Annotated in this window: 26 protein-coding genes; 14 read left to right on the top strand and 12 right to left on the bottom strand. The window is 28.3% G+C overall.

Features of this window, described 5'->3' with window-relative positions:
- Positions 1–4 precede the first annotated feature (4 nt).
- The 3 genes from KGF41_RS12780 to KGF41_RS12770 form a co-directional block, all read right to left on the bottom strand.
- Entirely contained in the window at positions 5–1,399 is a 1,395-nt protein-coding gene (locus KGF41_RS12780; protein ID WP_227828764.1) for a conserved phage C-terminal domain-containing protein, read from the bottom strand.
- 451 nt (positions 1,400–1,850) lie between these two features.
- Positions 1,851–2,108 (bottom strand): Mor transcription activator family protein, encoded by a 258-nt coding sequence (locus KGF41_RS12775; protein WP_227828765.1) that lies wholly within the window; start codon positions 2,106–2,108, stop codon positions 1,851–1,853.
- Between the two features lie 525 nt (positions 2,109–2,633).
- Positions 2,634–3,404 (bottom strand): nucleoside phosphorylase, encoded by a 771-nt coding sequence (locus KGF41_RS12770; RefSeq protein ID WP_227828766.1) that lies wholly within the window; start codon positions 3,402–3,404, stop codon positions 2,634–2,636.
- 414 nt (positions 3,405–3,818) lie between these two features.
- Between KGF41_RS12770 and KGF41_RS12765 the strand changes: the two genes are divergently transcribed.
- From KGF41_RS12765 to KGF41_RS12740, 6 genes are all read left to right on the top strand, one after another.
- Positions 3,819–4,040, top strand: a complete 222-nt coding sequence (locus KGF41_RS12765) for a DUF1659 domain-containing protein (RefSeq protein ID WP_227828767.1) — start codon at positions 3,819–3,821, stop codon at positions 4,038–4,040.
- Between the two features lie 290 nt (positions 4,041–4,330).
- On the top strand, positions 4,331–4,561 hold the full coding sequence (locus KGF41_RS12760; RefSeq protein WP_227856718.1) for a DUF2922 domain-containing protein: 231 nt from the start codon (positions 4,331–4,333) through the stop codon (positions 4,559–4,561).
- Positions 4,562–4,572: 11 nt separating this feature from the next.
- Positions 4,573–4,722, top strand: coding sequence for a YvrJ family protein (locus KGF41_RS12755; RefSeq protein WP_227828769.1), 150 nt, complete (start codon positions 4,573–4,575; stop codon positions 4,720–4,722).
- 256 nt (positions 4,723–4,978) lie between these two features.
- Positions 4,979–5,416 carry a LytTR family DNA-binding domain-containing protein gene (locus tag KGF41_RS12750; protein WP_227828770.1) on the top strand — a complete coding sequence of 146 codons (438 nt, stop codon included), beginning with the start codon at positions 4,979–4,981 and terminating at the stop codon, positions 5,414–5,416.
- A 508-nt stretch (positions 5,417–5,924) separates the two neighbouring features.
- Positions 5,925–6,704, top strand: a complete 780-nt coding sequence (locus KGF41_RS12745; RefSeq protein WP_227828771.1) for a CPBP family intramembrane glutamic endopeptidase — start codon at positions 5,925–5,927, stop codon at positions 6,702–6,704.
- Between the two features lie 94 nt (positions 6,705–6,798).
- Positions 6,799–7,626: a MerR family transcriptional regulator gene (locus KGF41_RS12740; protein ID WP_227856717.1), complete on the top strand. Its 828-nt coding sequence runs from the start codon at positions 6,799–6,801 to the stop codon at positions 7,624–7,626.
- Between the two features lie 115 nt (positions 7,627–7,741).
- On the opposite strand, the gene KGF41_RS12735 is transcribed toward KGF41_RS12740, so the two are convergent.
- From KGF41_RS12735 to KGF41_RS12725, 3 genes are read right to left on the bottom strand one after another with little or no spacing between them, the layout of a single operon-like run.
- A complete protein-coding gene (locus tag KGF41_RS12735) occupies positions 7,742–9,448 on the bottom strand; it encodes an FtsX-like permease family protein (protein WP_227828773.1) in 1,707 nt (568 codons plus the stop codon).
- Entirely contained in the window at positions 9,448–10,152 is a 705-nt protein-coding gene (locus KGF41_RS12730) for an ABC transporter ATP-binding protein (protein ID WP_227828774.1), read from the bottom strand. The genes KGF41_RS12735 and KGF41_RS12730 overlap by 1 nt, the downstream gene beginning before the upstream one ends.
- Positions 10,152–10,781 (bottom strand): TetR/AcrR family transcriptional regulator, encoded by a 630-nt coding sequence (locus KGF41_RS12725; protein ID WP_227828775.1) that lies wholly within the window; start codon positions 10,779–10,781, stop codon positions 10,152–10,154. The genes KGF41_RS12730 and KGF41_RS12725 overlap by 1 nt, the downstream gene beginning before the upstream one ends.
- A gap of 415 nt (positions 10,782–11,196) precedes the next feature.
- Here KGF41_RS12725 and KGF41_RS12720 point away from each other — a divergent pair, with 415 nt between their 5' ends.
- The 8 genes from KGF41_RS12720 to KGF41_RS12680 all read left to right on the top strand — a co-directional run bounded on the left by KGF41_RS12720 (position 11,197) and on the right by KGF41_RS12680 (position 18,604).
- Positions 11,197–11,373 carry a hypothetical protein gene (locus KGF41_RS12720; RefSeq protein ID WP_227828776.1) on the top strand — a complete coding sequence of 59 codons (177 nt, stop codon included), beginning with the start codon at positions 11,197–11,199 and terminating at the stop codon, positions 11,371–11,373.
- 93 nt (positions 11,374–11,466) lie between these two features.
- Positions 11,467–12,048: a TetR/AcrR family transcriptional regulator gene (locus KGF41_RS12715; protein WP_227839158.1), complete on the top strand. Its 582-nt coding sequence runs from the start codon at positions 11,467–11,469 to the stop codon at positions 12,046–12,048.
- Between the two features lie 224 nt (positions 12,049–12,272).
- Positions 12,273–12,449 carry a hypothetical protein gene (locus KGF41_RS12710; RefSeq protein ID WP_227828778.1) on the top strand — a complete coding sequence of 59 codons (177 nt, stop codon included), beginning with the start codon at positions 12,273–12,275 and terminating at the stop codon, positions 12,447–12,449.
- Between the two features lie 352 nt (positions 12,450–12,801).
- Positions 12,802–13,554, top strand: a complete 753-nt coding sequence (locus KGF41_RS12705; protein WP_227828779.1) for an ABC transporter ATP-binding protein — start codon at positions 12,802–12,804, stop codon at positions 13,552–13,554.
- Positions 13,544–15,664, top strand: a complete 2,121-nt coding sequence (locus KGF41_RS12700; RefSeq protein ID WP_227856716.1) for an FtsX-like permease family protein — start codon at positions 13,544–13,546, stop codon at positions 15,662–15,664. The genes KGF41_RS12705 and KGF41_RS12700 overlap by 11 nt, the downstream gene beginning before the upstream one ends.
- Positions 15,665–15,859: 195 nt before the next feature.
- Positions 15,860–16,570, top strand: coding sequence for a LytR/AlgR family response regulator transcription factor (locus tag KGF41_RS12695; RefSeq protein WP_227856715.1), 711 nt, complete (start codon positions 15,860–15,862; stop codon positions 16,568–16,570).
- 20 nt (positions 16,571–16,590) lie between these two features.
- The gene (locus KGF41_RS21135) at positions 16,591–17,925 is read left to right on the top strand and encodes a GHKL domain-containing protein (protein WP_413894754.1); all 1,335 of its coding nucleotides are present in this window, start codon (positions 16,591–16,593) and stop codon (positions 17,923–17,925) included.
- Positions 17,926–18,220: 295 nt separating this feature from the next.
- Entirely contained in the window at positions 18,221–18,604 is a 384-nt protein-coding gene (locus KGF41_RS12680; RefSeq protein ID WP_227856714.1) for a GNAT family N-acetyltransferase, read from the top strand.
- A gap of 252 nt (positions 18,605–18,856) precedes the next feature.
- Here KGF41_RS12680 and KGF41_RS12675 read toward each other — a convergent pair whose 3' ends face one another.
- The 6 genes from KGF41_RS12675 to KGF41_RS12650 all read right to left on the bottom strand — a co-directional run bounded on the left by KGF41_RS12675 (position 18,857) and on the right by KGF41_RS12650 (position 23,510).
- Entirely contained in the window at positions 18,857–19,426 is a 570-nt protein-coding gene (locus KGF41_RS12675; protein ID WP_227856713.1) for a GrpB family protein, read from the bottom strand.
- A gap of 106 nt (positions 19,427–19,532) precedes the next feature.
- Complete coding sequence (locus KGF41_RS12670; protein ID WP_227828786.1) at positions 19,533–20,261, bottom strand: HEAT repeat domain-containing protein; 729 nt, start codon at positions 20,259–20,261, stop codon at positions 19,533–19,535.
- 141 nt (positions 20,262–20,402) lie between these two features.
- Positions 20,403–21,638 (bottom strand): beta-ketoacyl-ACP synthase II, encoded by a 1,236-nt coding sequence (fabF, locus tag KGF41_RS12665; protein ID WP_227828787.1) that lies wholly within the window; start codon positions 21,636–21,638, stop codon positions 20,403–20,405.
- Positions 21,631–21,969: a winged helix-turn-helix transcriptional regulator gene (locus tag KGF41_RS12660; protein WP_227828788.1), complete on the bottom strand. Its 339-nt coding sequence runs from the start codon at positions 21,967–21,969 to the stop codon at positions 21,631–21,633. Before KGF41_RS12660 ends, fabF begins: the two co-directional genes overlap by 8 nt.
- A gap of 466 nt (positions 21,970–22,435) precedes the next feature.
- Positions 22,436–22,780, bottom strand: a complete 345-nt coding sequence (locus KGF41_RS12655; protein WP_227856712.1) for an ATP-binding protein — start codon at positions 22,778–22,780, stop codon at positions 22,436–22,438.
- Between the two features lie 127 nt (positions 22,781–22,907).
- Positions 22,908–23,510 (bottom strand): lantibiotic immunity ABC transporter MutE/EpiE family permease subunit, encoded by a 603-nt coding sequence (locus tag KGF41_RS12650; RefSeq protein WP_227828816.1) that lies wholly within the window; start codon positions 23,508–23,510, stop codon positions 22,908–22,910.
- Positions 23,511–23,723: the final 213 nt, after the last annotated feature.

The raw sequence follows: 23,723 nt of genomic DNA, 5'->3' as shown, positions 1-23,723 counted from the left end.
CTAGTTAAAATTCACAGACTGGATTCCAATACCTTACATTTTCATGTTTTTTTCTTTCACGCTTGCTGTCATCATATGTGGTATAGTCAGAATATATATAATTATTATTGTTATGATTGTCGTTCTTTTTACACTGGTAAACATTACTTTGATTTTTTACAGATATGTTTTCATTAACATAGGATTCAAATTTATGGCTAAATAAGGTCTCTGGTCTTATATACATTTCCATTATGGTATCTTTCCACTTAGCTACTTTTACCTCAATAACTTTGTAGAAATCTTCTAAGACATAACCCTCCTTTAGTCTTTCATTGATAAGTTTGATGCTCGTTGGAGAATTGATTTTAAAGTTTTTTCCTGTTTTTTTATTTAGCATATTTATAATGCTTTGCTGTATATTTTTTTTATTAAATTTATTTAAAGATTCTTTTTTATTTGTTACAAACTTAGCTTCTTTTTGTGCATCATGAGTATTATCAAAATCACTCTTTTTACTATATCTACTCATGCTACTAAACACTTTGCTATTGCTTGATTTTATAACATTTTTACTTTGATTATCTTCTATGTCATTTTTAGTTATTTTATCTATGTCATTATATGTTTCATTAAATCTGACATTTGAAGACCTCGATTTTAAATTAGAGTTTTCTATTTTCAATTCTTCTCCAATAAATGGTTTGTTAGTATAATCTTTAATTTTATTAGTTACATTAGTAAAATTAATAGTAGGTTTTTCAGAGTTGATATTTTCATTATTAGAACGAGTATTTTTACCATGATTTTTTATTCCACTATAATCTAAGTCATTGCTTTTTTTATTTGCAGAATTATTCTTACTACTTGAATTATTACTACTTAATATACTACAGTCATCACAACTACTACATTCTGTATTATCATCAGTACTACTATCATATTTTGACATTCCACCATAAATACAATCTTCATCAATACAACCTTTATTTTCTGTATTTCCATAACTATACTCTAAATTACTGAACTCATAGCTCTCTACACTGTCATAGTTAAAATCTATAGTTTTATCACTATCAAATAAATTCTCACTAATACTATCAAATAAATCTTCACTAATTTCTGAACTAATATAACTATATATAGAATGCATCTTCCCCTTTGCTCCCTTAGATACAAGCCTTATTACTCCTAAATCTGAAAACTCTCTTACAAGCCTACTTATAGTAGAAATAGAAAGTTGTAAATCTGTAGCAGCTCTTCTTACTGTCATATAAAATTGACCTCTTGGTAAAGTCCCTTGCAATCTCTGTATATTTTCTTTTCTCATTATATAATGATTAAATCTTATTTTATTAATATCACTTGTTATATCAAAGCCTAATACTACCGAATTCAATTTATAAAATCCATTATTCATCTCTACTAACCCCTTTTCTACTAATAAGTAATCGCTTCTCAATAATTATTACTTTATATAAATAACATAAAGTTTAAATTTAAATATACATTTATTTTAATATATTTTAAATATACTTATTAATCCCTTAAAATCCCTATTTATATTCTTAAATATGCAAATGTATTATGTCATATTTATTTATATTTTTTTATTTATATAGCTTATTTATTGTTTTTTCCCCTTTATACAAGCAATTGTACCATTTTGTTTATTTTTTATCCAACAAATATTTTCGACTATTTTTTTGGATTCTCAATATATCTCCATTATTTAACAGAATATTTTATAGAATATACAGTCTATTTAAATTAATAGGCAATAAATTTAGTAAATTTGTCTAAAAAAAACTTTATAAAATGTCTTTTACCTACTCCATACTTAATCTTTACAAAATATTTTGTATAGCATTTTATATATTGTTTTCATTTATTATTCGCTTAATATTGCTCACACACATGTTGTGTTTAATAGCTAGTTCCCCATAATTAACTCCATTAAATTGTCTCACTATCTCCCTATTTCTTGCATATCTAAAAATCCCCTTACATGTAGGTATATAAGTGTTTGTACCTCCATACAATTTAGCAATCTCTACAAACTTATCAATTCCCACTATTTCCACCATTGCATGAAACTGAACTGGTATATCTTCTAATTTTACTTTCATAAACTACACTCTCCTTTAAAATATTTTTAATAGCTTTAATAGCTTTAATAGCTTTAATAGCTTTAATAGCTTTAATAGCTTTAATAGCTTTAATAGCTTTAATAGCTTTAATAAAGATTTTAATGGTTTAAGAGTAAAATGTTAATATTGGACTTTTAACTTTTTTATTTACAGATTAAATTTAATAATTTTTTTAACATAAACCTTAGACTAAAACGAACACTTCTAAAGAACTTTGACTATAATAATATTTTTCTATAAGTAACATAGAGCTATATATTCCATGTTATTTCTATATTCATATTTAAAAATATAATAACTTTGATAAAAGTACCTAATACTCTCTCCCTATATTCAAAAACTGATTCTTATCATGTGAATTCATAATTGAAAATTTCATTCATTGTATTTAGTGAATGAATGACTGTCCTTGCAAAACTTTATTAACAAATCATAATCCTTTCAAATCTAACAACAAAAAAAGCAGTAAACCTTAGTCGATTTACTGCTCTGGTAATTTTAAATTTACAACTTAATAGCACACTCCATTGCAAGCTCAAAGGTATGTACTTTTTGTGAAATCGGACGTATAGTTAATCCTCGTTGTTCCCATACATCTGAGTTTAGATTATCACAAGCATAAACAAACTGTGAAAATATAACATTTCTAAATTGTGCTGCGGCAGCTACAGCAGCACATTCCATATCAACTGCAATACATCCCTGTTTCTTCCGTGTAAGCATTTTATTACGTGTTTCACGATATGGAGCATCAGTAGTCCATATTTTACCTTTTATGTATGATAATCCTTTACTTTTAAATACAGATTCAATCACTTTAACTCCATGTGGGTTAAGTATAATTTCATCAGAGGCTGGTTGATAATGATAACTTGTGCCCTCATCACGGATAGCTGATGTTGGAATGATTAAAAATGCATCATCAATAGAATGGTCTAACACACCACATTCTCCACAGATAAATATCTTCTTTGCTCCTAACGCGACTAATTCTTCAAAGTTGGTTACACATGCTGGTGCACCTACCATAACCTGACAAATCCCAATTCTTATATTCTTGAAAAATACTTCATAAATTGGTATATCTCCAGCAACACTAATTAAACGACCTATTTTTTTGCCATTATACTTTTCAACAATTGTTTGTATCATAGATTTTGAAAATTCACATACGATAGTTTCAGGAAAATGACAATCAGGTTTTTCTATTACATAATCTGGCCTCAAAATCCCCCAAAAATCAGAGTCAAACTGTTCCAACAGAATTTCACTCATAATATAACCTCCTCTCAAAATTTAGTATAGCGTATTCCTGTTAAATATATGGAGTATATTATATCACGATGAACTAGCTAAAACAATTAAATATGTATATTTACAATCTAGCTACTGGACACAGATACTGGATACATCTAGATAGTTCATTCTAAAAGAACATATTGGATATTTTATCCCCCATATAAAATATTCTAAACAAAATCAATAAAAAACTATTGCACATATCACATATAAACATTAAATCATTCATTAAATCATTAAAACCATATATACTTATAAAGTTTTTTATAAAATTTTAACAAAAAATCTTAAGAAATTACTGTTTAACTCCGATATTATCTTATATGATACTATAGATTTAACAAAGAAAGTCGACAAATCTTTGAAATTAAATTTTTAGGAGGTAGTTTTATGGCAGTTGTTTCAACAAAAAATTTATCTAGTATAAAACTAAAATTGGATGCTGGTTTTGATGATAAGGGTAAGGCAGTTATTAAAAGTAAATCTTTCGCAAATGTAAAGGCAGAGGCATCAAACGATGATGTTTATGCTGTTGCAGAGGCAATCGCAAGTCTTCAAGAAAATCCTATTGTAGATATTTTAAAACTAGATAGCACATCACTATCTAAATAGTAACTTTCAAATATAGTCTACATTAAAATTCATCAACTATTTATATATCATGTTCAATATATAATACACTTGATATTATATAGATTTAACAAATTATACACTTAATATATTGATACTTTAAACAGGTTAATATCTTAAGTAATTTAAACATGTTCGTAAATTAAACATGTTAGTTATTTTAAATACTGTTGTGCTTTAAGTATAACAATATCAAAGTATTTTCTAAACTAACAATAATTAAAATACTTAAAGCAATTAAAAAAATAAATTATTATCGTGGAGGTAACTGTATGGAGATTAAGAAAAAATTAGTCATGAGTTTCAAGAATGTAAAGGATAAACAAGTTTCTTTTTCTATAGAAAATCCAAAGGAGGACTTAACTGAAGAAAATATAAAATCTGTTATGGATTTGATAGTATCTAAAAATGTTTTTTCAGTTGGAGGATTTGACCTTGCTTCTGCTGTTGAAGCTAAAATTGTAGAAACTAATACTACTCCTTATGACCTAGTTATAATATAGGAGGTAATTTTATGGATGATAGTTTACAATTGTTAATAACTAATGTTGGTTTTCCTATAGCTCTATCCATGTATTTATTGGTTAGAATTGAAGGGAAATTGAACACACTATCCAACAGCATTGATGCACTATCTAAAAATATTTTGACATTTGAGAAGTAATTTGACAATATATGCAAGTCATAAGATAGGTCTATTTGTAAAATAATTAGAGATATTCTATGAAAAGTACTACGATATTTGGATAATATTCCCAAATGGTCGTAGTATTTTTTCGAATTTTACCACTTTAAATTTGAATTTCACTATTTTAAATTTGAATTTAACTGTACTTAATTTGAAATTTAGCACTCATCTAGTTGGACTCAATAAAATATAATGCTATTCTAATGACAGTAATAAAATGAGGTGATAATTAATGAAAATACATGTCGAACAATCCACTAATTTTGATGATATTGAAATAATTATAAAATGCTCTGCCATTGACAATAATATTGAAAAAATAATTTCATTACTAAATACACCATTACTAGATATAAATGGTAAAAAAGCAGGAGAAATTTATAAGCTTAATATTTGCGATGTTTTATACTTTGAGACGGTTGGCAATAAAACATTTGCTTACTATAAAGATGATGTATTTGAAATTGACCTAAAAATATATGAATTATCAAACCTACTACATAATACATCTTTTTTAAGAATATCTAAATCCATGATTTTAAATATGGATTACCTAGAAAGTATAAAAGTAATATCACACAATCGCATGCAGGCTACTTTATCAAATAATGAAAAAGTTATTATAAATCGCCGTTACATAAAAAATATTAGAGATAAGCTAAATATTTAATAAAAATTACAAAAGTCCAAAATATTTTATTAATATCACTAATTATCTACTTATTAATTCACTTTATAGTCAAAGTAAAATAATCTATCTGGTATTAAATCTAAACTAATTATACATAGTGTAAATAGCTAATTATGTATAGTATAAATAGTTTAAAAATAATTAGTTAATACAAAAGCTAATATAAGTACGCATCAACGAAAACTAGTAAACTATAATTACTAATAGACTATCAATAAACACCAATAAGCTATTAATATTACTAACGGACTATTGATAAACACTAATAAGATATCAACAATTACTAATACTAAATAATACTTTCAGCCCTAAAAAATAAATATAAATTAAACCACTATTAACAAAACGAAAGGATAGTGAACATAAGATGCAATTATATAACCCCCATTTTAATTCAGATAAAAATTTAATTTTTTTCTTTACAATCACGCTATTATGGACTTGGGTATTCAGCTTTACACCTGTATTACTAGGAGTTACAAATACCATGCTTGGAAAACTTCTTTTTTACTCTGCATATACAGCCCCTTCCATCATAGGGCTACTTTTTGTTTTCACAATATATCCAAATAGTGCAAGAAAAGATTTTCTTTACAGGAGCTTTAGCTTCAAAGAAATAGAAATAAAATGGCCATTACTAACAGTACTCTTTTTTGCTTTAATTGTCATTTGTTCTTTACTAATAGGAAAGTATTTTCATCTAGAAATTAATGATGTAGATTGGATGCACATAGCTATTTATACACCTTATAAAATACCAATTATGCTATTTATAAGCTTTATACTAAGTGTACTTAGCCAAGAATTTGGATGGAGGGGGTATTCTCTTGATAAATTATTAGTCAGGTTTGGATTTACAGGTGCTTCAATTATTTTAGGAACTATTTGTGGAGTTTGGTATCTGGGATGGTATCTTACACCTGGTCAAATTCCATATAATCTACTGCAATATTCTTTATTTGATGCACTTTTATTTATACCATCTACTATACTTTTAAGCTTTGTTATTACATTTGTATATATTAATACACATAGAAGTATTTTAGCAGGCGGATTTGTACATATGATGTGTAACTTCTTTACCATTCAACTATGTTCTTACTATCATATTGAAGTATATGTAATAACTCAATATGTAAAAATAATATTTTGCCTCATATTAATTATTTACATAATTTCTTCTACTAAATTTAAACAGAAAATTAACTCTGAAATTGAGCAGATAAAATCAGACGAATTTGAATTCGAGTTAGACTGGGGATTATAGATTAAACTGGTAATTAAATGCATTTTCCTAAACACTTGAAGTATACAAAAACAATATATATACTGATTATAAGTGAGAAGGAGGTCATATTTTCATGTTTAAAATTGGAGAATTTTCAAAACTAACACAAGTCTCTATTCGAATGTTACGTTATTATGATGAACTTGGCATTCTAAAACCAGCAAAGATAGATAAATACACAGGTTATCGCCTATACTCTGCTGACCAAATTTCAACTTTACAAAGAATTATTTTACTAAGAGATTCAAAATTTACTGTTTCAGAGATATCAAATATTATTCATAACTGGAATGACGAGCTTGTGATTAAAGAATTGAATCGAAAAAAAATTGAAATACAAGATGAAGTCAAAAAAGAGCAACAAAGAATAAATAATATTGATAAATTGATTGATGCTATAGATGACAATAAAGATGAGATTCATTACAATGTTATCTTTAAGGAAATTCCCAGTTATAAGATTATCTCGCTTAGAGAAATAATTCCAGACTATCACTATGAAGGTATACTGTGGGAAAAATTATATGAATTTATTAAAGAAGAACATATAGAAATATCCCATCAAGCAAACAACAATATGGCACTTTATCATGATGAAGAACTTAAAGATTGTGGTGTAGATATAGAGGTTGGAATGGTTGTAAAAAAATTAGGCAAAAACAAATCTGGATTTATATATCGTGAGACAGAAGCAGTTGATATGATGGCATGTAATATGGTATATGGTCCATATGAAAATATAGCTGGTGGGTATGAGTCATTTGCTTACTGGCTAGATACAAATAGTGATTATAAAATGGCTGGTATAAATAGGCAAATTGGTCATAAAGGGGTTCACAACGAGGAAAATCCTGAAAACTATCTTACAGAAATTCAAATACCAGTTATAAAAGTTAAATAGATTTCAATATAAATATTTACATATTAATGTTAAAGGTGGTGTCTCAAAATGAACTTTTTAGTTCATGAGGCACTCTTTTTTGTATAAAATCAAAAATATTTTTCTCCAATCTTTTTTAACTTAGATATCTCAAAGTAATATCTTTTTTTTGAATGCGACTAATTCTTGAGTTAAATAAGAACTTGATTATGGTATATAGTAAATTTAGTAAAATGAAAATAAACAAAATTACAAATATATTACATTGAAAAGGAATATAGTCATTTGTTGATAAAGATAAACTTTTATGAATGAGCTTACAAATTTCAATACTTGGTATAAGTAAAATGATAAAAGCAATGTTTAATATTGGACGGTACACACTTATGAACATCTTGTTGATTTTCTTGGCAGTATATCCCATCATATCTAAAATAAAAATGTTTTTGGTATCTTCTTGAAATTTTAAAAGAATAGTTAAATATAAAAGCAAACACCCAATAACACAACCTAATATTTGGCATATTACAGCACTGGTGCGGTTTGAAACATTATTCTCTTCAAGTTTAGCTATTCGTTCTGATGTATTTTGTATATGGGCTGTTCCTATCTCTGGTATATCTGTTATACTATTTGTATAAATACCGTTGTAAGAGTCTTGCGATATATTTAATAATTTTTCCAAATTACTTTTTGATGTGTATACGGAATAATTATCTGCATTTTGTGCAATATTGTAAACATGAAGTGATTTTTCTATATTATTTAATCTTACAGTTATATCAGTTCCCTTTTGAATGTCATACAAATCTGCCAATGCCTCACTTACAACAACATTATTAGTTGGTATATTCTCTATTTGACTTCCCCTCTCATCAGTTAGAAAAAATAAGCCCTTACTGTTTTCTATTCCCATAATAGAACCATTGATTTTTTTGCCATTACTTTCTACTTTTATATTTTCCTTTATGTAATACTCAAATTTTTCGTAATCCTGATGTACAGTCTGATAAACAGGATAAGATACATCATATTGATAGTTTCTTCCATGAGATTGTGTATCAAAAATATATTGACTACTTAAATTTAAAGAAAAGCTCATAATAAAAAGTATAGCAAATATCCACACAGAAAGAATAGAAATAAATATCTGAAATGGTTTTCTTAGTGCAAGTCTCATTGAAAAACTTGAAAATTTACTTAAAATCTGACTAAACATTCCCACATGAAATGTATTCATATTGTTATTTGCATTTAAAAAGTCAATAGTATCCTTTTTATTCATTTTTTCAAAAATTATCATAACTGAAATTGCAGGTAAAAAAGAACTTAGTAAGGCTGTACTATAATTTTGTATATATATCCCTTTAACCAAATGCTCCAAAGAATATACATCATTATATAAACCTAACATCACATCTGAGCCTATCCACCCTAAGCATAATCCGCAAATATTAGCAATAAAATTTAAAATTATGCTAATCAAAAGAATTATTAAAGCCATCTTTTTTGTAGAATATCCTAATGCAATATAACACCCTAATTCTTTTTGGTGCAAAGAACAATACTTCTTGTAAAACATAAAATATACAAAAACAGTAATCAATGTAAGCATTACTAAAAATGTAATAGCTAAAGTTTGATTTGATTGTAGAGATATAAGAAATTCTTTTTCTATATTTGTTAATACTGGTTTACTATTCAAATATTCTAAATTACCATCAATAGAAATCTGAACAAAAAAATACATAAATGACGATAATAAGCTCAACAAAAAAAGAATTATAATATTAGATTTCATGGATAATGCACTCTTACAAAAGTATTTTGCAAAAAATTTCATTATTCAATCCCCCAATCTATATCTTCAACAGCTAGTGGTGTATGATTTTGTATATCATTTATGACTACACCATCTTTCATTGTAATAATACGGTCTGCCATTTTTGATATTTTAACATTATGGGTAGAAAATATAACCGTTGTACCATATTTGTAGTTAAGTTCTTTCAAATATGAAACTACTTTTTTGCTGTTTTCTTCATCTAATGCTCCAGTTGCTTCATCACAAAAAAGAATATCTGGATTTTTTATAATTGCTCTTGCAATAGCCGTTCTTTGTCGTTGACCTCCCGATAGCTCAAAAGGAAATCTATCCTCTAAATCTTCTATATCTAATTGTTGCATAATTTCTTTATACGGAATATTATTGCTTCTAGACGATTTTCCTAATTCGATATTCTCTTTTACAGTCAATTCTGGCAAGAGAAAATACTCTTGAAAGATATTACTGAATTTCTCGTGACGTAAATTAAGTTGCTCTTTCTTTGATATATTTGTAATTGCTTTATTACGATAATATACTTTTCCATTAGTCGGATGTAGCAAACTGGACATAATATTTATTAATGTTGATTTTCCAGAGCCACTCTGACCTAAAATAACAGTAAATGTTTCAGAAATAAAATCCAAAGTTACTTCTTTTATTGCGCTCTCAAAAGAATTAAATTGTTTAGTAATGTCGACTACCCTTAAAATTTCTTGCATCATATAACCTCCATAGTAATAAAATCAAAAAACGCAATGTACTTTTGTGTTCCCAATGATTTATTTACTAATTCTTCCAAAGCTTTAATTTTATTTTTCATGTTCTTTGCTTCCCATTGAAAGAGTATATTATCAAGGTAGAAATTAGATAGTGTCAATAACATTTCAGCAACTTCCAAAGGGAAAGATGTCTCAAACTCTTTGCCTATTACTCCATCCTTTATAATAGAAGCATAGAAAGGCGACATATACTTTGTAAATGCAATCATTAGTTTTTGATGAAAAATAGCATTCTCAGGTTTATTTATTACTTTTGACTGTTCAATGTTGTCATGGAATAGGGAAATTCCATTCTTGATTGCCTTTTGTAATCGAACGACAGCACATTCTGAATAGTTATCCATATTTCGCAAAGCAATTACTGACTGGTTCACATACTCAATGATTGCTGAATCGACACATTCTTCTTTAGATTCAAAATAGTGATAAAAAGCACCTCTTGAAATAGATAACTCTTTAATAATTATAGAAATCGACATTTGCTCATATCCGTATTTTAATAATATCTGCCATATAGAAGCAAGAAGTTCTTGTTTTTTACTATCAAAATTAACTTTAGTTCGTGCCATATTTACCTCCTTATAAATAAACCGACTATCGGTTTATTTATATATTATCAAACCTACTTCACACTGTCAATGAAATATAGCTTATAAAATTTTACCTAAATATTATAAGCTCATAAAAACCTTAGAGATAATGGAGTTATTTAATCATCATCCTACTGTTACTCTTATTTAATTATTCTTATTTAATTATTCTTATTTAGTTGTTCTCATCCAATAATATTATTTATATATTGTCTACTTTTATCAATGTGGAAGAATTTCTAAACTCTCTATATACATTTTACCAATATTTGTATTTTAAAAACAAAGATTATATTACAATTAAAAAATTATTTCTAACCTTTCATTTAGTAGCCACTTTTTATATCATTTTGTACAAAAAGATGGTATTGATATAGTTTTTGCAAAGGTATATATGAAGATTTTAAGTTCATTAAAATATGACGGAGAATGGATTTATGCTCCTTCTATACATTTTATAGAAGATTTATTATCTACAGAAGAATATCAAGTTAAACGAACTCCTGTAAATCATGAATTCAACAAGACAATTATAAAAAAACTGCCACCTTCTACCCTACTTAAAAACTAGCACTACATTGACATATAAAAGCTTTCGTGATAGTATCTAAACGTGTATTAAACACGTTTAATTTTTTTATGAGGAATTCTTAAGGGGAAAAATATGAAAATAGATTCAAAAAAAGAGCAACTAATTAACACAACAGTCCAGCTATTAACTTCAAATAGAGATATTTCAAGTATCACAGCTAGAGAAATCATCGCTAAAGCAAATGTCAATTTGGCTATGATTAATTATTATTTTAAATCTAAAGAAGCACTAATTAATACTGCTATTAAAAGAATTTTAAAATGCCATATGGATGAATATAAAGCTACACATGATAAAAAAAATTTAGCACCTAGGCAGGAATTAAAAGAAATGCTAATGACATTTTGTGATGTTATAATTTTATATAGTCAATTTATAGAGATTTCTGTACCTTACATATTAGTGCAGGAAGACATTATTTATCCATTTGAAATATTGCCTTTGATTAGGGCTCATTATAAAAATCACGACAATAACAAAACTGAGGAAGATTACAAGGTTATTGCATATCAAATAACTTCATTTATACAGTTAGTTCTTCTTCGCTCTAACGCTTTTTTAAGGTATAGCGGTATTGATATTATGGATGCTGAGAAAAGAAGTGCTTTAATTGACTCTCAATTAGATTTATTTTTAGTAGACACTATAAAGTAGTACTATTTCAGTTTAGTATTATCTCTATTTAGTATTTATATGTGTTTAGTATTATGTCTGTTTGGTACTATTTCAGTTTAATTATATGTCTACTTAGTTATATGTATATTTAATTATATGTTTGTTTAACTATATGTCTATTTAGTTTTGATACATAACTCTGACATAACTTAAAGATATTCTCATAGACTCAAATACTTACATTAAATAAAGGGGGAATTTTAATGTTTTTTACATTTATAGGGATAATATCAGCAGTTTTATTAGTATGTACAATTATATGCGGACTCTGGATAAAACTTAATAATCGCAACAATGACTCAAATTCTCACTTTACTTTTTCAATACTTTCAATTGTATTTTCGTTATTGATTGTGGTAGCTTTTTTAGTAAAAAAATAGTGTTTTTATATCATAAGATAAAAACATATAATTATTTTATGTTGTCTTCAAGTTATCATATAGAAGCTTTTTAGGCAACTAGTTTTTATACTATCACAATAATACTCTTTTCTATTGATTAAAATAAGTACAACCGCATTAACATAAATTTTATCTAAACAATTATAATAGTCTACCCTTTACATATCAGCATACCTTTTATCTAAATAATCGTAGCAATACCCTCTCAACAATTTTTCTAATTCAAACATTACAAAAAAACACCCAATTCTTACAACGAGACTTATATTCCCAGACCCCTTTCAAATGCTATCATTAACTTACAAGATAAACGAAAGCGAGGATGATATATATGCTTAAAGTAAACAATTTATGTAAATCATACAAGACAGGTAATAAAACGTACCCTGTATTAAAAAATATTTCTTTTGAAATCAATAAAGGTGAATTCGTTGCAATCATGGGTGCATCTGGAAGTGGAAAGACAACTCTCTTAAACTGCATTTCATGCTTTATACCAATTGATGAAGGTGAAATAACTCTTGGAAACAATAATATAAGAAATCTACAAGAAAAAGAACTTTCCGAAGTTAGAAATCAGCAGTTGGGATTTGTATTCCAAGATTTTATGCTGTTTGATGGTCTTAGTGTCTTTGAAAATATCTGTGTTCCACAAATTATCAAAGGTGGTCAAGTTATACAAATGGAAAACCGTGCTACTAGTCTATGCAAGTTATTTGGTATTGAACATATACGCAAAAAATACCCTGCCGAAATATCCGGTGGTGAAAAACAACGTACCGCCGTAGCAAGAGCTCTTATGAACAATCCAGATTTGATATTAGCAGATGAACCAACTGGTAATCTTGATAGCAAATCTTGTCGTACAGTAATTGACTCATTCCTAAAAGCCAAACAAGAACTAGATGCTACTATATTCATGGTTACACATGATAGCTTTGCTGCAAGTTTTTGTGACCGTGTTATTGTCCTTAAAGATGGAATGGTTTACAAAGAAGTTGTAAAATCAAATTCAAGACGTGAATTCCTAGACGAATTGTTGGAACTTTTAAAAGAAATGGGAGGTGGTCAAGATGACAATTAATAAATTATATGGAAAACTTCGAGCCTACAATTGGAAAAACTATACAACATTATTCTTTTGTATAATACTTTCTGTAGTCTTAATAACTTCATATGCTTTAATTTATTTTAGCCCTACAGTACAAACAATCCTTCCAACTGGTGGAGATAGTAGAAAACAAGCCATAATGATATTTGCAGTTGCTATATTAGGATGTGCTGTTTTTACTACTTATGCCTCTTCCCTATTTTTAAAATTTAAAAGTAGAGAAATTGGTATTTTTATGGCTCTAGGAACAGATAAGAAAAAATTGAAAAAGATTCTATTTTCAGAAATACTACTTATTTCAATAGTCTGTTGTCTTTTAGGTCTTATATTAAGTATACCTGTATCTTTTGGTATATGGAAGATATTCCAATTAGTAATTATTGATACAAGAGAAATGGCGTACCAATTTGGAACTCAAGGATTTATATATGGTTTCATATTTTGTATATTTGTAACTCTATGTATTTTCTTACTTTCAGTAAAATTCATTAATCGTACAAATATAATTGATATACTAAATGACCAAAGAATCTCTGAACCAGTTCATGAAGTGAAAAGTTGGTATGGTATATTGGGAGCATTTTTTATGGTATTAGGACTTCTTCTAGGTTATGTCGTACCTTCAATAGTCATAAATAAACTTAATTACAGGTTGCCATCTATATGGAGCATCACTTACATATTCTCTGCTGTTGGAATTTACATGATTATGACATATGTAGTGGTACATGCAAAAAGAGGAAAACATCCAGAAAAATACTATAAGAACATTATATCTACTAGTATGATGCGATTTATGGGCAAACAAACAGTAAAAAATATGTGTGTTATTGCATTTTTAATTGCAGGAGCCTTATTTGCTGTATTCTATGTACCTAATATGGTTACAGGAATTAACGAAAATATTAAAAAGAATCCTATAGATTACACGTTCACTTATAATCAAAGTGTAAATCAAATATCAAAAAAAGAAATTGAACAGTTGGCAGATAAGCATAACGTAAAAATCCAAAACTACATGGAACTTCCTTCTATTGAATTAATTGTAGATGGTACAGAATCAATATTTAATAAAGATAGAACTATTGATGATGTATATATGAAAAAACATTCTTTAGCTATGTTCTTTAATTCTAAGGATTTCTCTAAATTAATTGGTAAACCTATCACTATAAAAAATGGCGAATATCTTGCTGTTGTAAGTAAAGGGAATGAAAATAGAGATTATGATTTTCCAAAATTTATATCAAGCCCAGCCACAGAAAAAGAAACTCCTTTTAAATACGCTGGAAGCCTAATATTTAATGGTTCTTTCTTTCAAAATGCTGGTATGAATGCTTATGTCCTTAGTGAAGATGATTACAACACATTTACTAAAGGTTTATCTATAAACAATTACAATAATTCTGTCCTATTTGATGTAGATAAAGCTACAGATACCTATGCTTTTGCTAGTGATTTAAAGGCAGAGACTATAAAAAGAACACCTAAGGAAATGGGAAAATACACTAGTTATGATGAATATGTGAAAAAACGCTATGAATCAGCTGGTCAAAAATATTTTATGGATGAAGAGTATCCAAGTGGAGAAGGTTCTTTAAAATTAACTCCAGATAATAATCAATTATATCTCCAATGGAAGTACTATCCTAATTTTAAAATTTTACAGAGTCAAGATATGATAAAAAATACGGCAGTATTCTTAATGTTATTTATCTATGTAGGTATCATCTGCTTTACAGCTGTGGGAATCATTGCATATACAAGAGGTGTTACAATAGCAGTAAATCACAAACAAATTTTTATAGACTTAAATCGATTAGGTGCTAACAACGACTATATAAAATTCTGTATTCGCAACCAATTAAAGAAAGTCTTTTCGTACCCTCTTATTACTGGAAGTTTTGTAATATATCTTTTTAACTTTATGATTATGGTAAACAATGATGGTAGAATTGTTCATAGTGAAGTCAATGCTCTTCTGATAAATCTAGGTTTGCTAGCGATTTGTGGGGTTTATATGTACCTTATATATCGGTTGACTTATAAAAAATTCAAAGAAATTATTGGGATTTCAAAATAAGTTTGCTTAAATGATTCTAGATAAGGCTTCTCTAAGTACATCTATATAATTTTTATCTGTACGATTCTAGTTAAAACTTATTTAAATAAGATTCTACTTTGCTACCTAGATATATTTTCTCTTTTATATATCTAGGTATCTCAATTTATTATATACTTAATTATATAAATATAAAACTTGAAAGGAGAATACTCATTGATTTCAATTTGTATTTGTGATGACGAAAAACAACAAAGAAGTATGCTAAACAAAATCATCACAAGAGAAATGGATTTGTGGGGCTATCCCTGCCAGATAAAAGAACACTTAAATGGCGAAAGTCTAATATACAACCTAGAACACGAAAATTATTATATGGACATCATTTTTTTGGATATTGAACTTGGAGAAATTAATGGAGTTGATATAGCAAAAGTCATCCGAAAATACTCAAAAGATACTATAATTATCTTTGTCACAGGTTTTTCTGACTATGTGTTTCATGGATATGATGTAGGAGCTTTAAACTATATCTTAAAACCTTATAAAAGTGAAAAAATATGTGAAGTCTTAAAAGAAGCACTAAAAAAATTAGAACAATGGAAAGAACACTTTATTACAGTTCAGATTGGAACTAACCTTTGTAAAATCAATACAAAAGACATTCTCTACTTCAAAAGTGAATTAAGAAAGTTGACTGTAGTAACCCCTGACAAATCTTTAGAATATTATGGAAAACTAAATGACATGGAAGACATCCTTCCATCTAATTTTATACGTACACATCAGAGATATATTGTCAACTTAAACTATGTAGACAGTGTAAATCAGACGTATGCTAAAGTACAAAATGAAAAAATTCCTATAAGTCGTCAAAAATATCAAGAAGTTGTAGGAAAATTTGCAAGACATATGCTAGAATCTTAATTTTTAGAAAGGTTTTTCAAATGGATACTTATTCAATAACATCAAACGCTACAATTTATATTACAGTTTTAATTAGCATTTTTATAGCTTTTTTTCTTTATAAGCTAACATCTTATTTTATAGACTTTAGGAAACACTGGATTTTTAAAATAATATTGATTTTGGGTTATTCTATTATCACTCAAATGATAATATGGCTTTCTGACCCTGTAAATATCCTCTTTACACTACTTGGATATTTTATACTCCTTATAGTCTGTAGTAAAAGTAGGTTGATTCCTATAATATCAGTTATAATGATACTCTATCCTATTATAGTTGGTATTAATTTTCTTTTTATAAACAATCCTCTATATAGAGAACTTGTAAGCTCAATTGAGTATACTGCAATACTTTCAATTGTTAAAATAGTTTCTGCCATAATTAAAGCATTTTTATGGTTTTTGATACATTTTTTCTTAAAAAATAGATTAGTTAATATAAAACAGTACCTTACAAATCGCATATGGATTTTTATTGATGTTGTATGTATGTCTTCGTTTTTATCAATATTAATCGCCATTATTTTACCACCTACTAATTTAATTCCTATGGGTAAGGATACTATTATTTTAGGTAACTTGCCTTATGGTACTTATCTAATTATTTTATCTGCAATTATAGCTAATATTGGTGTAATACTTCTTTTAAATCCACTAATTGAAAATGTAAAGATGAAGTTAGAAAATCAATCGAATCATATAAAAGAAGAATATTACGACTTACTAGAGAATCAACAGGTTCAGATACGCAAAATACGACATGACATAAATAACCACTTCCAAATGATTGAATCTTATTTAGAGGTTGAAGATATTGATGGAGCTAAAGATTATTTTACACAATTAAAACTTGGTTTTGGGACTTTAAGTGGTAAGCAGTTTTGTAAAAATCCAGCCCTTAATTCAATTTTAAATCTTCGTCATGCAAAGTTGGAAGAAAATGGTGTTGATGTTCATTTTAATATAGATATAGACAATCACTTTGGTATAGAGCCAATGGATTTATGTACTATTTTTTCAAACTCTTTGGATAATGCTATCGAAGCATCCTTAAAGATTCCCGACTTATCCAATAGAAAAGTGATATTAAAAGCACGTTGTGAAAATGAATATTTTAGTTATTTATTGACAAATAACAAGGTAAATACTATCACTAAAAAACATGGCTTATTTATTTCAGATAAAGATAATAGTAAATCTCATGGATATGGTGTTGAAAATATCAAGGAAATTGTTGATAAGTATAGTGGAGAGTTGAACATTTCTTATACTGATACAGATTTTTCTTTATTTCTTTATATTAGGTTATGTTAGTATTAAGCTGAAAATCATATTATATAATAAGAGAGCAGGACATTGTTTGCACCCATTAAACTATACACCAGTTTTTCAATCTCACTGCCCACATTATCAAGTTCCATTTGCAGGTCACTGATTGCCAGACAAATTGGACAGGTCATGTCTATGAACGAGAAAACCTCTGAGAAGTTTCAGCAGTTAACGAAAAAGATTATGGATAAGGTGTGAAAATAGAGTTTTGAATGTGATTGTTATTTCATAGCTTGAATGATATAATATTGAAAATAAAAATTTTTTAAGGAGAATAATCATGAAATATATTGTTGATGATTATGAATTGGATGCTAAGGTCTTCCTATCTTTAGCCAACAGTGTTTGGCCTGGCAAATATGATGTTGAAAAAACACAGAAGGCATTGAAAAAAACAATCAATATTACAGCATATGAAGAAAACCAACTTATTGGGTGCATCAGAATATTATCTGATGGATATTATTTTGGTACAATCACAGAACTGCTGGTTTTACCAGAGTTTCAAAAGAAAGGTATTGGAAGCAAATTGTTAAACTTGGCCAAAGTACACACACCGACATCACTATACTTTGGTGCACAGCCAGGAGTAGAAGAATTTTATGAAAAGAACGGTTGTCAAAAAGATATGCAATCATATATGATAAAAAAGACAAATTTCTAAGTAAAACCATATCTACTTCTATACATGAAATTGAATTGACAAATCCTAATTTGCTGGGAGGATAGTAAAGTCAGTCGAGTCAGTCAACGGTTAAGCCCATTAATTTAAGACTTGATTGGTTGACTACTCCCCTCTCTAGGAGCATACGATATTTGTTACCAACAACCTGCTTCACTATCTACATGTACTTCCTTGTAAACTTATCTAAACTTAAATTTAAATATATTAAACTTAAATATGGCAAATAATATCCTAACTGTATCTATTAGAATACAATTCCCTAGCCTTTTCAGTAACCTCTTTAACAAAATCTGATTTATTATCTGTATAAGCATCACGATTATGCTCATATTCCTTCCATAATTTCAACTTAAGACTTTCATATTCCTTCGCAACACTTGGATTATCAATCAAATAATCTCTAAAAAATAATTCATCATTATCTCCTGCACACCTTATATGTAAATGAAAAACCCGTTCTGCAAACCCATCTACTGTATATCCTTTATTAAGTGAAACCCTCTCACCACTTTCAGACATGCAAATATAGCCATTTGACTCAGTTAATTCTTTAATCTTTTGCATGTTGCAGTCAGGCTTTATCTCAATCAATATATCAACAATCGGTTTTGCATAAATTGTATTCACAGAAGTACTTCCAATATGACTTATTCTCACAATTTTTTGCATAGGAAGTAACTCAGTTAGTTTAGATTCTTCTTCTTCAAACCAATCTTTCCAACATTCCCTATGATTAGTTAAAAATATAGGAAATAGCTCCCATAATTCTTCTAATGTCATATCTGGCAATTGTTTTTTCATAAATCAGTTACTCCCTTTTAGATTAGTAAATTTAATTGTTCTTTATACAATTTTATTGCTTTTGATTTTATTAATTTCTACGATTTTATTAATTTTGATTTTATTTCTACAACTTTATCTCTTTTTTAATCTTACTTAGAGAACACTCAGCTTCATTTTTTATTAAATCATTTTTATCACTATATAAAACTTGCTCAAGAATATCTATACTTTCTTGAGTCTTAAAAGAAGAAAGGCACATTACACATTTCCAAATAATTAAATCATCTTCCGAATACTTTTCCATTACACTTACAATCTTTTTAAAATAATACTCACTAGCTACCTCTTGATTATAAAATATCATAAATCCTATCGCATCAATTACTTCAGAAATCTTAATCCTATCATCACTCTCTAAAACATCAAACAATGCAGGTAAAACCTCTACATTCATCCTTGCTAAACTTCTCGCAATTATATCCCTTGCCAATGGGTAACTCTTCTTTTTAGAAACCTTGTCTGGCAAATATTTATGTTGATTGTTTCCTATTATTCCAAGATATTTAATCATCTGTTTTGCAGTATAAGTATTACCCTTTTCAAGGGCATTACAAATCTCAATCTTCGTATATAGAAATTTTTCACCACAAAGCTTTCCTAACAAAAATTCTACAAATTCTTTATTTTCGACTCCATATCTTTTTGACATTAAGTTTATAGAAACTGACCTTTCAACTGCTTTTGATGAATTTGCTAGTTCTAATAACTCTTCATCTGAATACGATTGAAATTTATTGATATATTCTTCTGTAATAAAACCTCGCTTTATCCAATCTTCATTATTACTTTTCATAAATTAACCTCATATTATTAATAAATTAAATTCCATCTTATAGCTAACAAGTTTTAATTTAACAATTTAATATTACTTACAACAATCTAATATACTTCCTTTGCATCTCTCGGTAGGCTTCTCACATGCTCCAAAAAACTCCTACTCCTCAAACTTCTTCAAACAAATAGTTGCATTATGTCCACCAAAACCTAAAGAATTAGAAAGTGTATATCTCACATCTTTCTCAATACCACCCTCTACAACATAATTTAAATCACAATCTGGGTCAAAATTTTTATACCCTACAGTCATAGGAACAAATCCCTCATCTATAGATTTTACACAAACTATTGCCTCCAAAGCTCCAGCTGCACCTAATAAATGTCCTGTCATTGATTTTGTTGAACTAATAAGTACATCTTCAGAAGCCTCTTTTAATGCTAACTTTATCGCAATGGTTTCGTATTTATCATTAATTGGAGTAGATGTACCATGTGCATTTATATAGTCAATTTCACTTGGGTTGATTCCACCTTCATTACACGCCATTAAAATTGCTTGGCAAGCTGCTTCTCCTGTAGGGTCTGGACTAGTAATATGATATGCATCTTCTGTTACACCATAACCCACTACTTCAGCATAAATCTTAGCATTTCTTTTTTTAGCATTCTCCAAGCTTTCTAATATCAAAACAGCTCCTCCTTCACCCATGACAAATCCATCTCTGTCTTTATCAAAAGGAATTGACGCTCTATCAGGATTATCGCTATTACTCAAAGCTTTCATATTATTAAATCCAGCCAATGTAAATTCAGTTATACATGCTTCAGAACCACCAGCCACACAGACATCCAATCGTCCATGTTTAATAGCTGTAAATGCTTCACCTATTGTATGAGTAGATGTTGCACAAGCAGAGACCAAAGCATAATTAATTCCTTTAAATCCATATTTAATGGCAATAGTTCCAGCAGCCATATTTGATATTAACATTGGTATTGTGTATGGAGAGACACGTCTCCCACCCTTTTCTACAAACTTTCTATATTCACTTTCAAAAGTATGTATTCCACCTATACCACTACCAACTATTACACCTATACGATAAGGGTCAAGTTCTTTAAAATCAGTTCCACAGTCAGAAATTGCTTGTCTTGTTGCTTCAACTGCATATTGACAATACAAGTCATTGTGTCTAATCTCTTTCTTAGAAAATGATAACAAAGGATTAAAATCTTTTACTTGCCCTGCTACTTTTACAGATAAATTCGTAGTATCAAATCTATCAATCATCTGTATACCATGATTTCCTTGTTTTACATTACCCCAAAACTCTTCAATATTATTTCCAATAGGGGATACTACCCCAACGCCAGTTATTACAACTCTATTCATATTTACTCTCCTTTTTATTATACTCTTTATACATATTACCCCATTCAACTAAAGAAACTAATATAGGACGCAAAGTCATACCTAATTCAGTTAAAGAATATTCAACTTTAGGTGGAACTTGTGCATAGACTTCACGATGCACCAAGCCTTCATCCTCCATACTCTTTAGATTCTGCGATAACATTTTTTGACTTATATTTTCAATTGATTTACTTAATTCACCAAAACGCTTTTTTCCACTTATTAATTCTCTTAATATTAAAAACTTCCATTTATCACCTATCATTTGCAGTGTGATTTCTACTGGACAAGCAGGTAAATATTTTTTCATATTATCCTCCTTAACTAACTTAAAGTTATATACTCACTTTTAGTTAGTATAATTATATGATACTATATTTACTACGTCAAGGTAACAGATTTTATTTGTAAAAAGCTTCTGTATTTATTATAGAAGCTTTATATATTCATTTAAAAAACTCTTTGTATTTATTTGTAGAAACTTTATATATTCATTGTAAAATCTATTTATATTCATTTAAGAAGCACTTTGTATTTATTCCACAAACTTTATATATTCATTTAAGAACTTATAAGATATTTTCTTTCCATACTTCAATACAACAAGAGGTATCAACATATTGCTGATACCTCTTTTATATACTTAACATAATCACGTATTAATATATTTATAATATTTACCCAATAAAAAATTAAAGATGAATGATTAGAGATTAAGAATTTAACCATCATGGAAAGTATGACATTATTGTCAAATCTAAGTAAGTGTGGGAAGATTACTCTTCCACTTCCCTTTCATCAAATATTTTATGCTGAAATATCACACATGCACCACCATATTCCGCATTTTCTATTCTGATTGAACCACCAAACATCTCAACTAACTTCTTGACAATGTACAACCCCAAACCAGAATGCCCATCTTTAGTTTGTCTAGCCTCATCACCTCTATAAAATTTTTCAAAAACTTTATGCATATCTTTAGCACTGAATCCAGTACCAGAATCACAAATCTCATATGAGATATATTCTTTTTCTGCCTTTGCTGATATTTTGATTTTTCCACCTTCCGGAGTATATTGCAGACTATTGGATACGATATTATCAAAGATTCTTTCCAATTTCTCTATATCAATCAAGATAGGTTCTTCTACATCACTTTGAATATAATGACTACAGGCATAAAAAATGTAAGCCAACGAATTGCTGTACGTTTTGTTTTTAGCCACTCTGATGATAATACTCCTATCATTTTACTTCCCTCCTATTAAACCAAATGCTTGTAATTACTGTAATTACAACAAATACAACCATGGATACGATAATTCCAACAGGAATCACAGATGAATCTAAAAGGGGATTTCCAGTCTCCAAAATAGCTCCATTTGGATGCACACCAACAATAGGACACATCAGCCTCATAGCCCAACTCCATGGTACTGCAAACCATAAAGATTTTATTGCTGTAAGAACACTTACCATCATACCTACAAGTGCAATTCCCATACTTAAGAATGTTCCTTTCCATGTAGCTGCCCACAACTGAATAGGAATAAGTGTAAGAGAAACAAACCAACAAACAAAGCCTCCAGCAATAATCTTTCCAAATGGGATTGCTCCTTCTGATAAAAACAAACCACTAATGATTGTTGCAACTATCAAAACTAGTGTTGAAAGCAGAGTGTAAACTGCCATAGCCATAATCTTATTAATCCAAATAGTCATAGGTGAAACATTATATGCACACAAAGTGCGATAATTCCCAGCTTTTCTTTCCTGACCAGCTACCAAAGTTGCAAATAATCCCATACCAAGAGGTAAAAATACAAGTTGCCACGAATATTTATTTATAAATGAAAAAAGTTAAGCAGTACTAACAAAGAAAAAGAGCAGGATATCATCCTACTCTTTTTCTTTGTTAATATTATGTATTTATATCTTACACTACTCTATTCTCAATACTTGTATTTATTCAAAAGCTTTAAACTCAAGTATATTTTCTTTAATATACTGCTTCATATTTCTTTAAAACACTTCTTCATAGTTCTTTAAAACACTGCTCCA

The sequence above is a fragment of the Clostridioides sp. ZZV14-6150 genome, from assembly GCF_020657875.1.
GTDB lineage: Bacteria > Bacillota > Clostridia > Peptostreptococcales > Peptostreptococcaceae > Clostridioides.
This window is presented reverse-complemented; position numbering and strand designations above follow the sequence as displayed.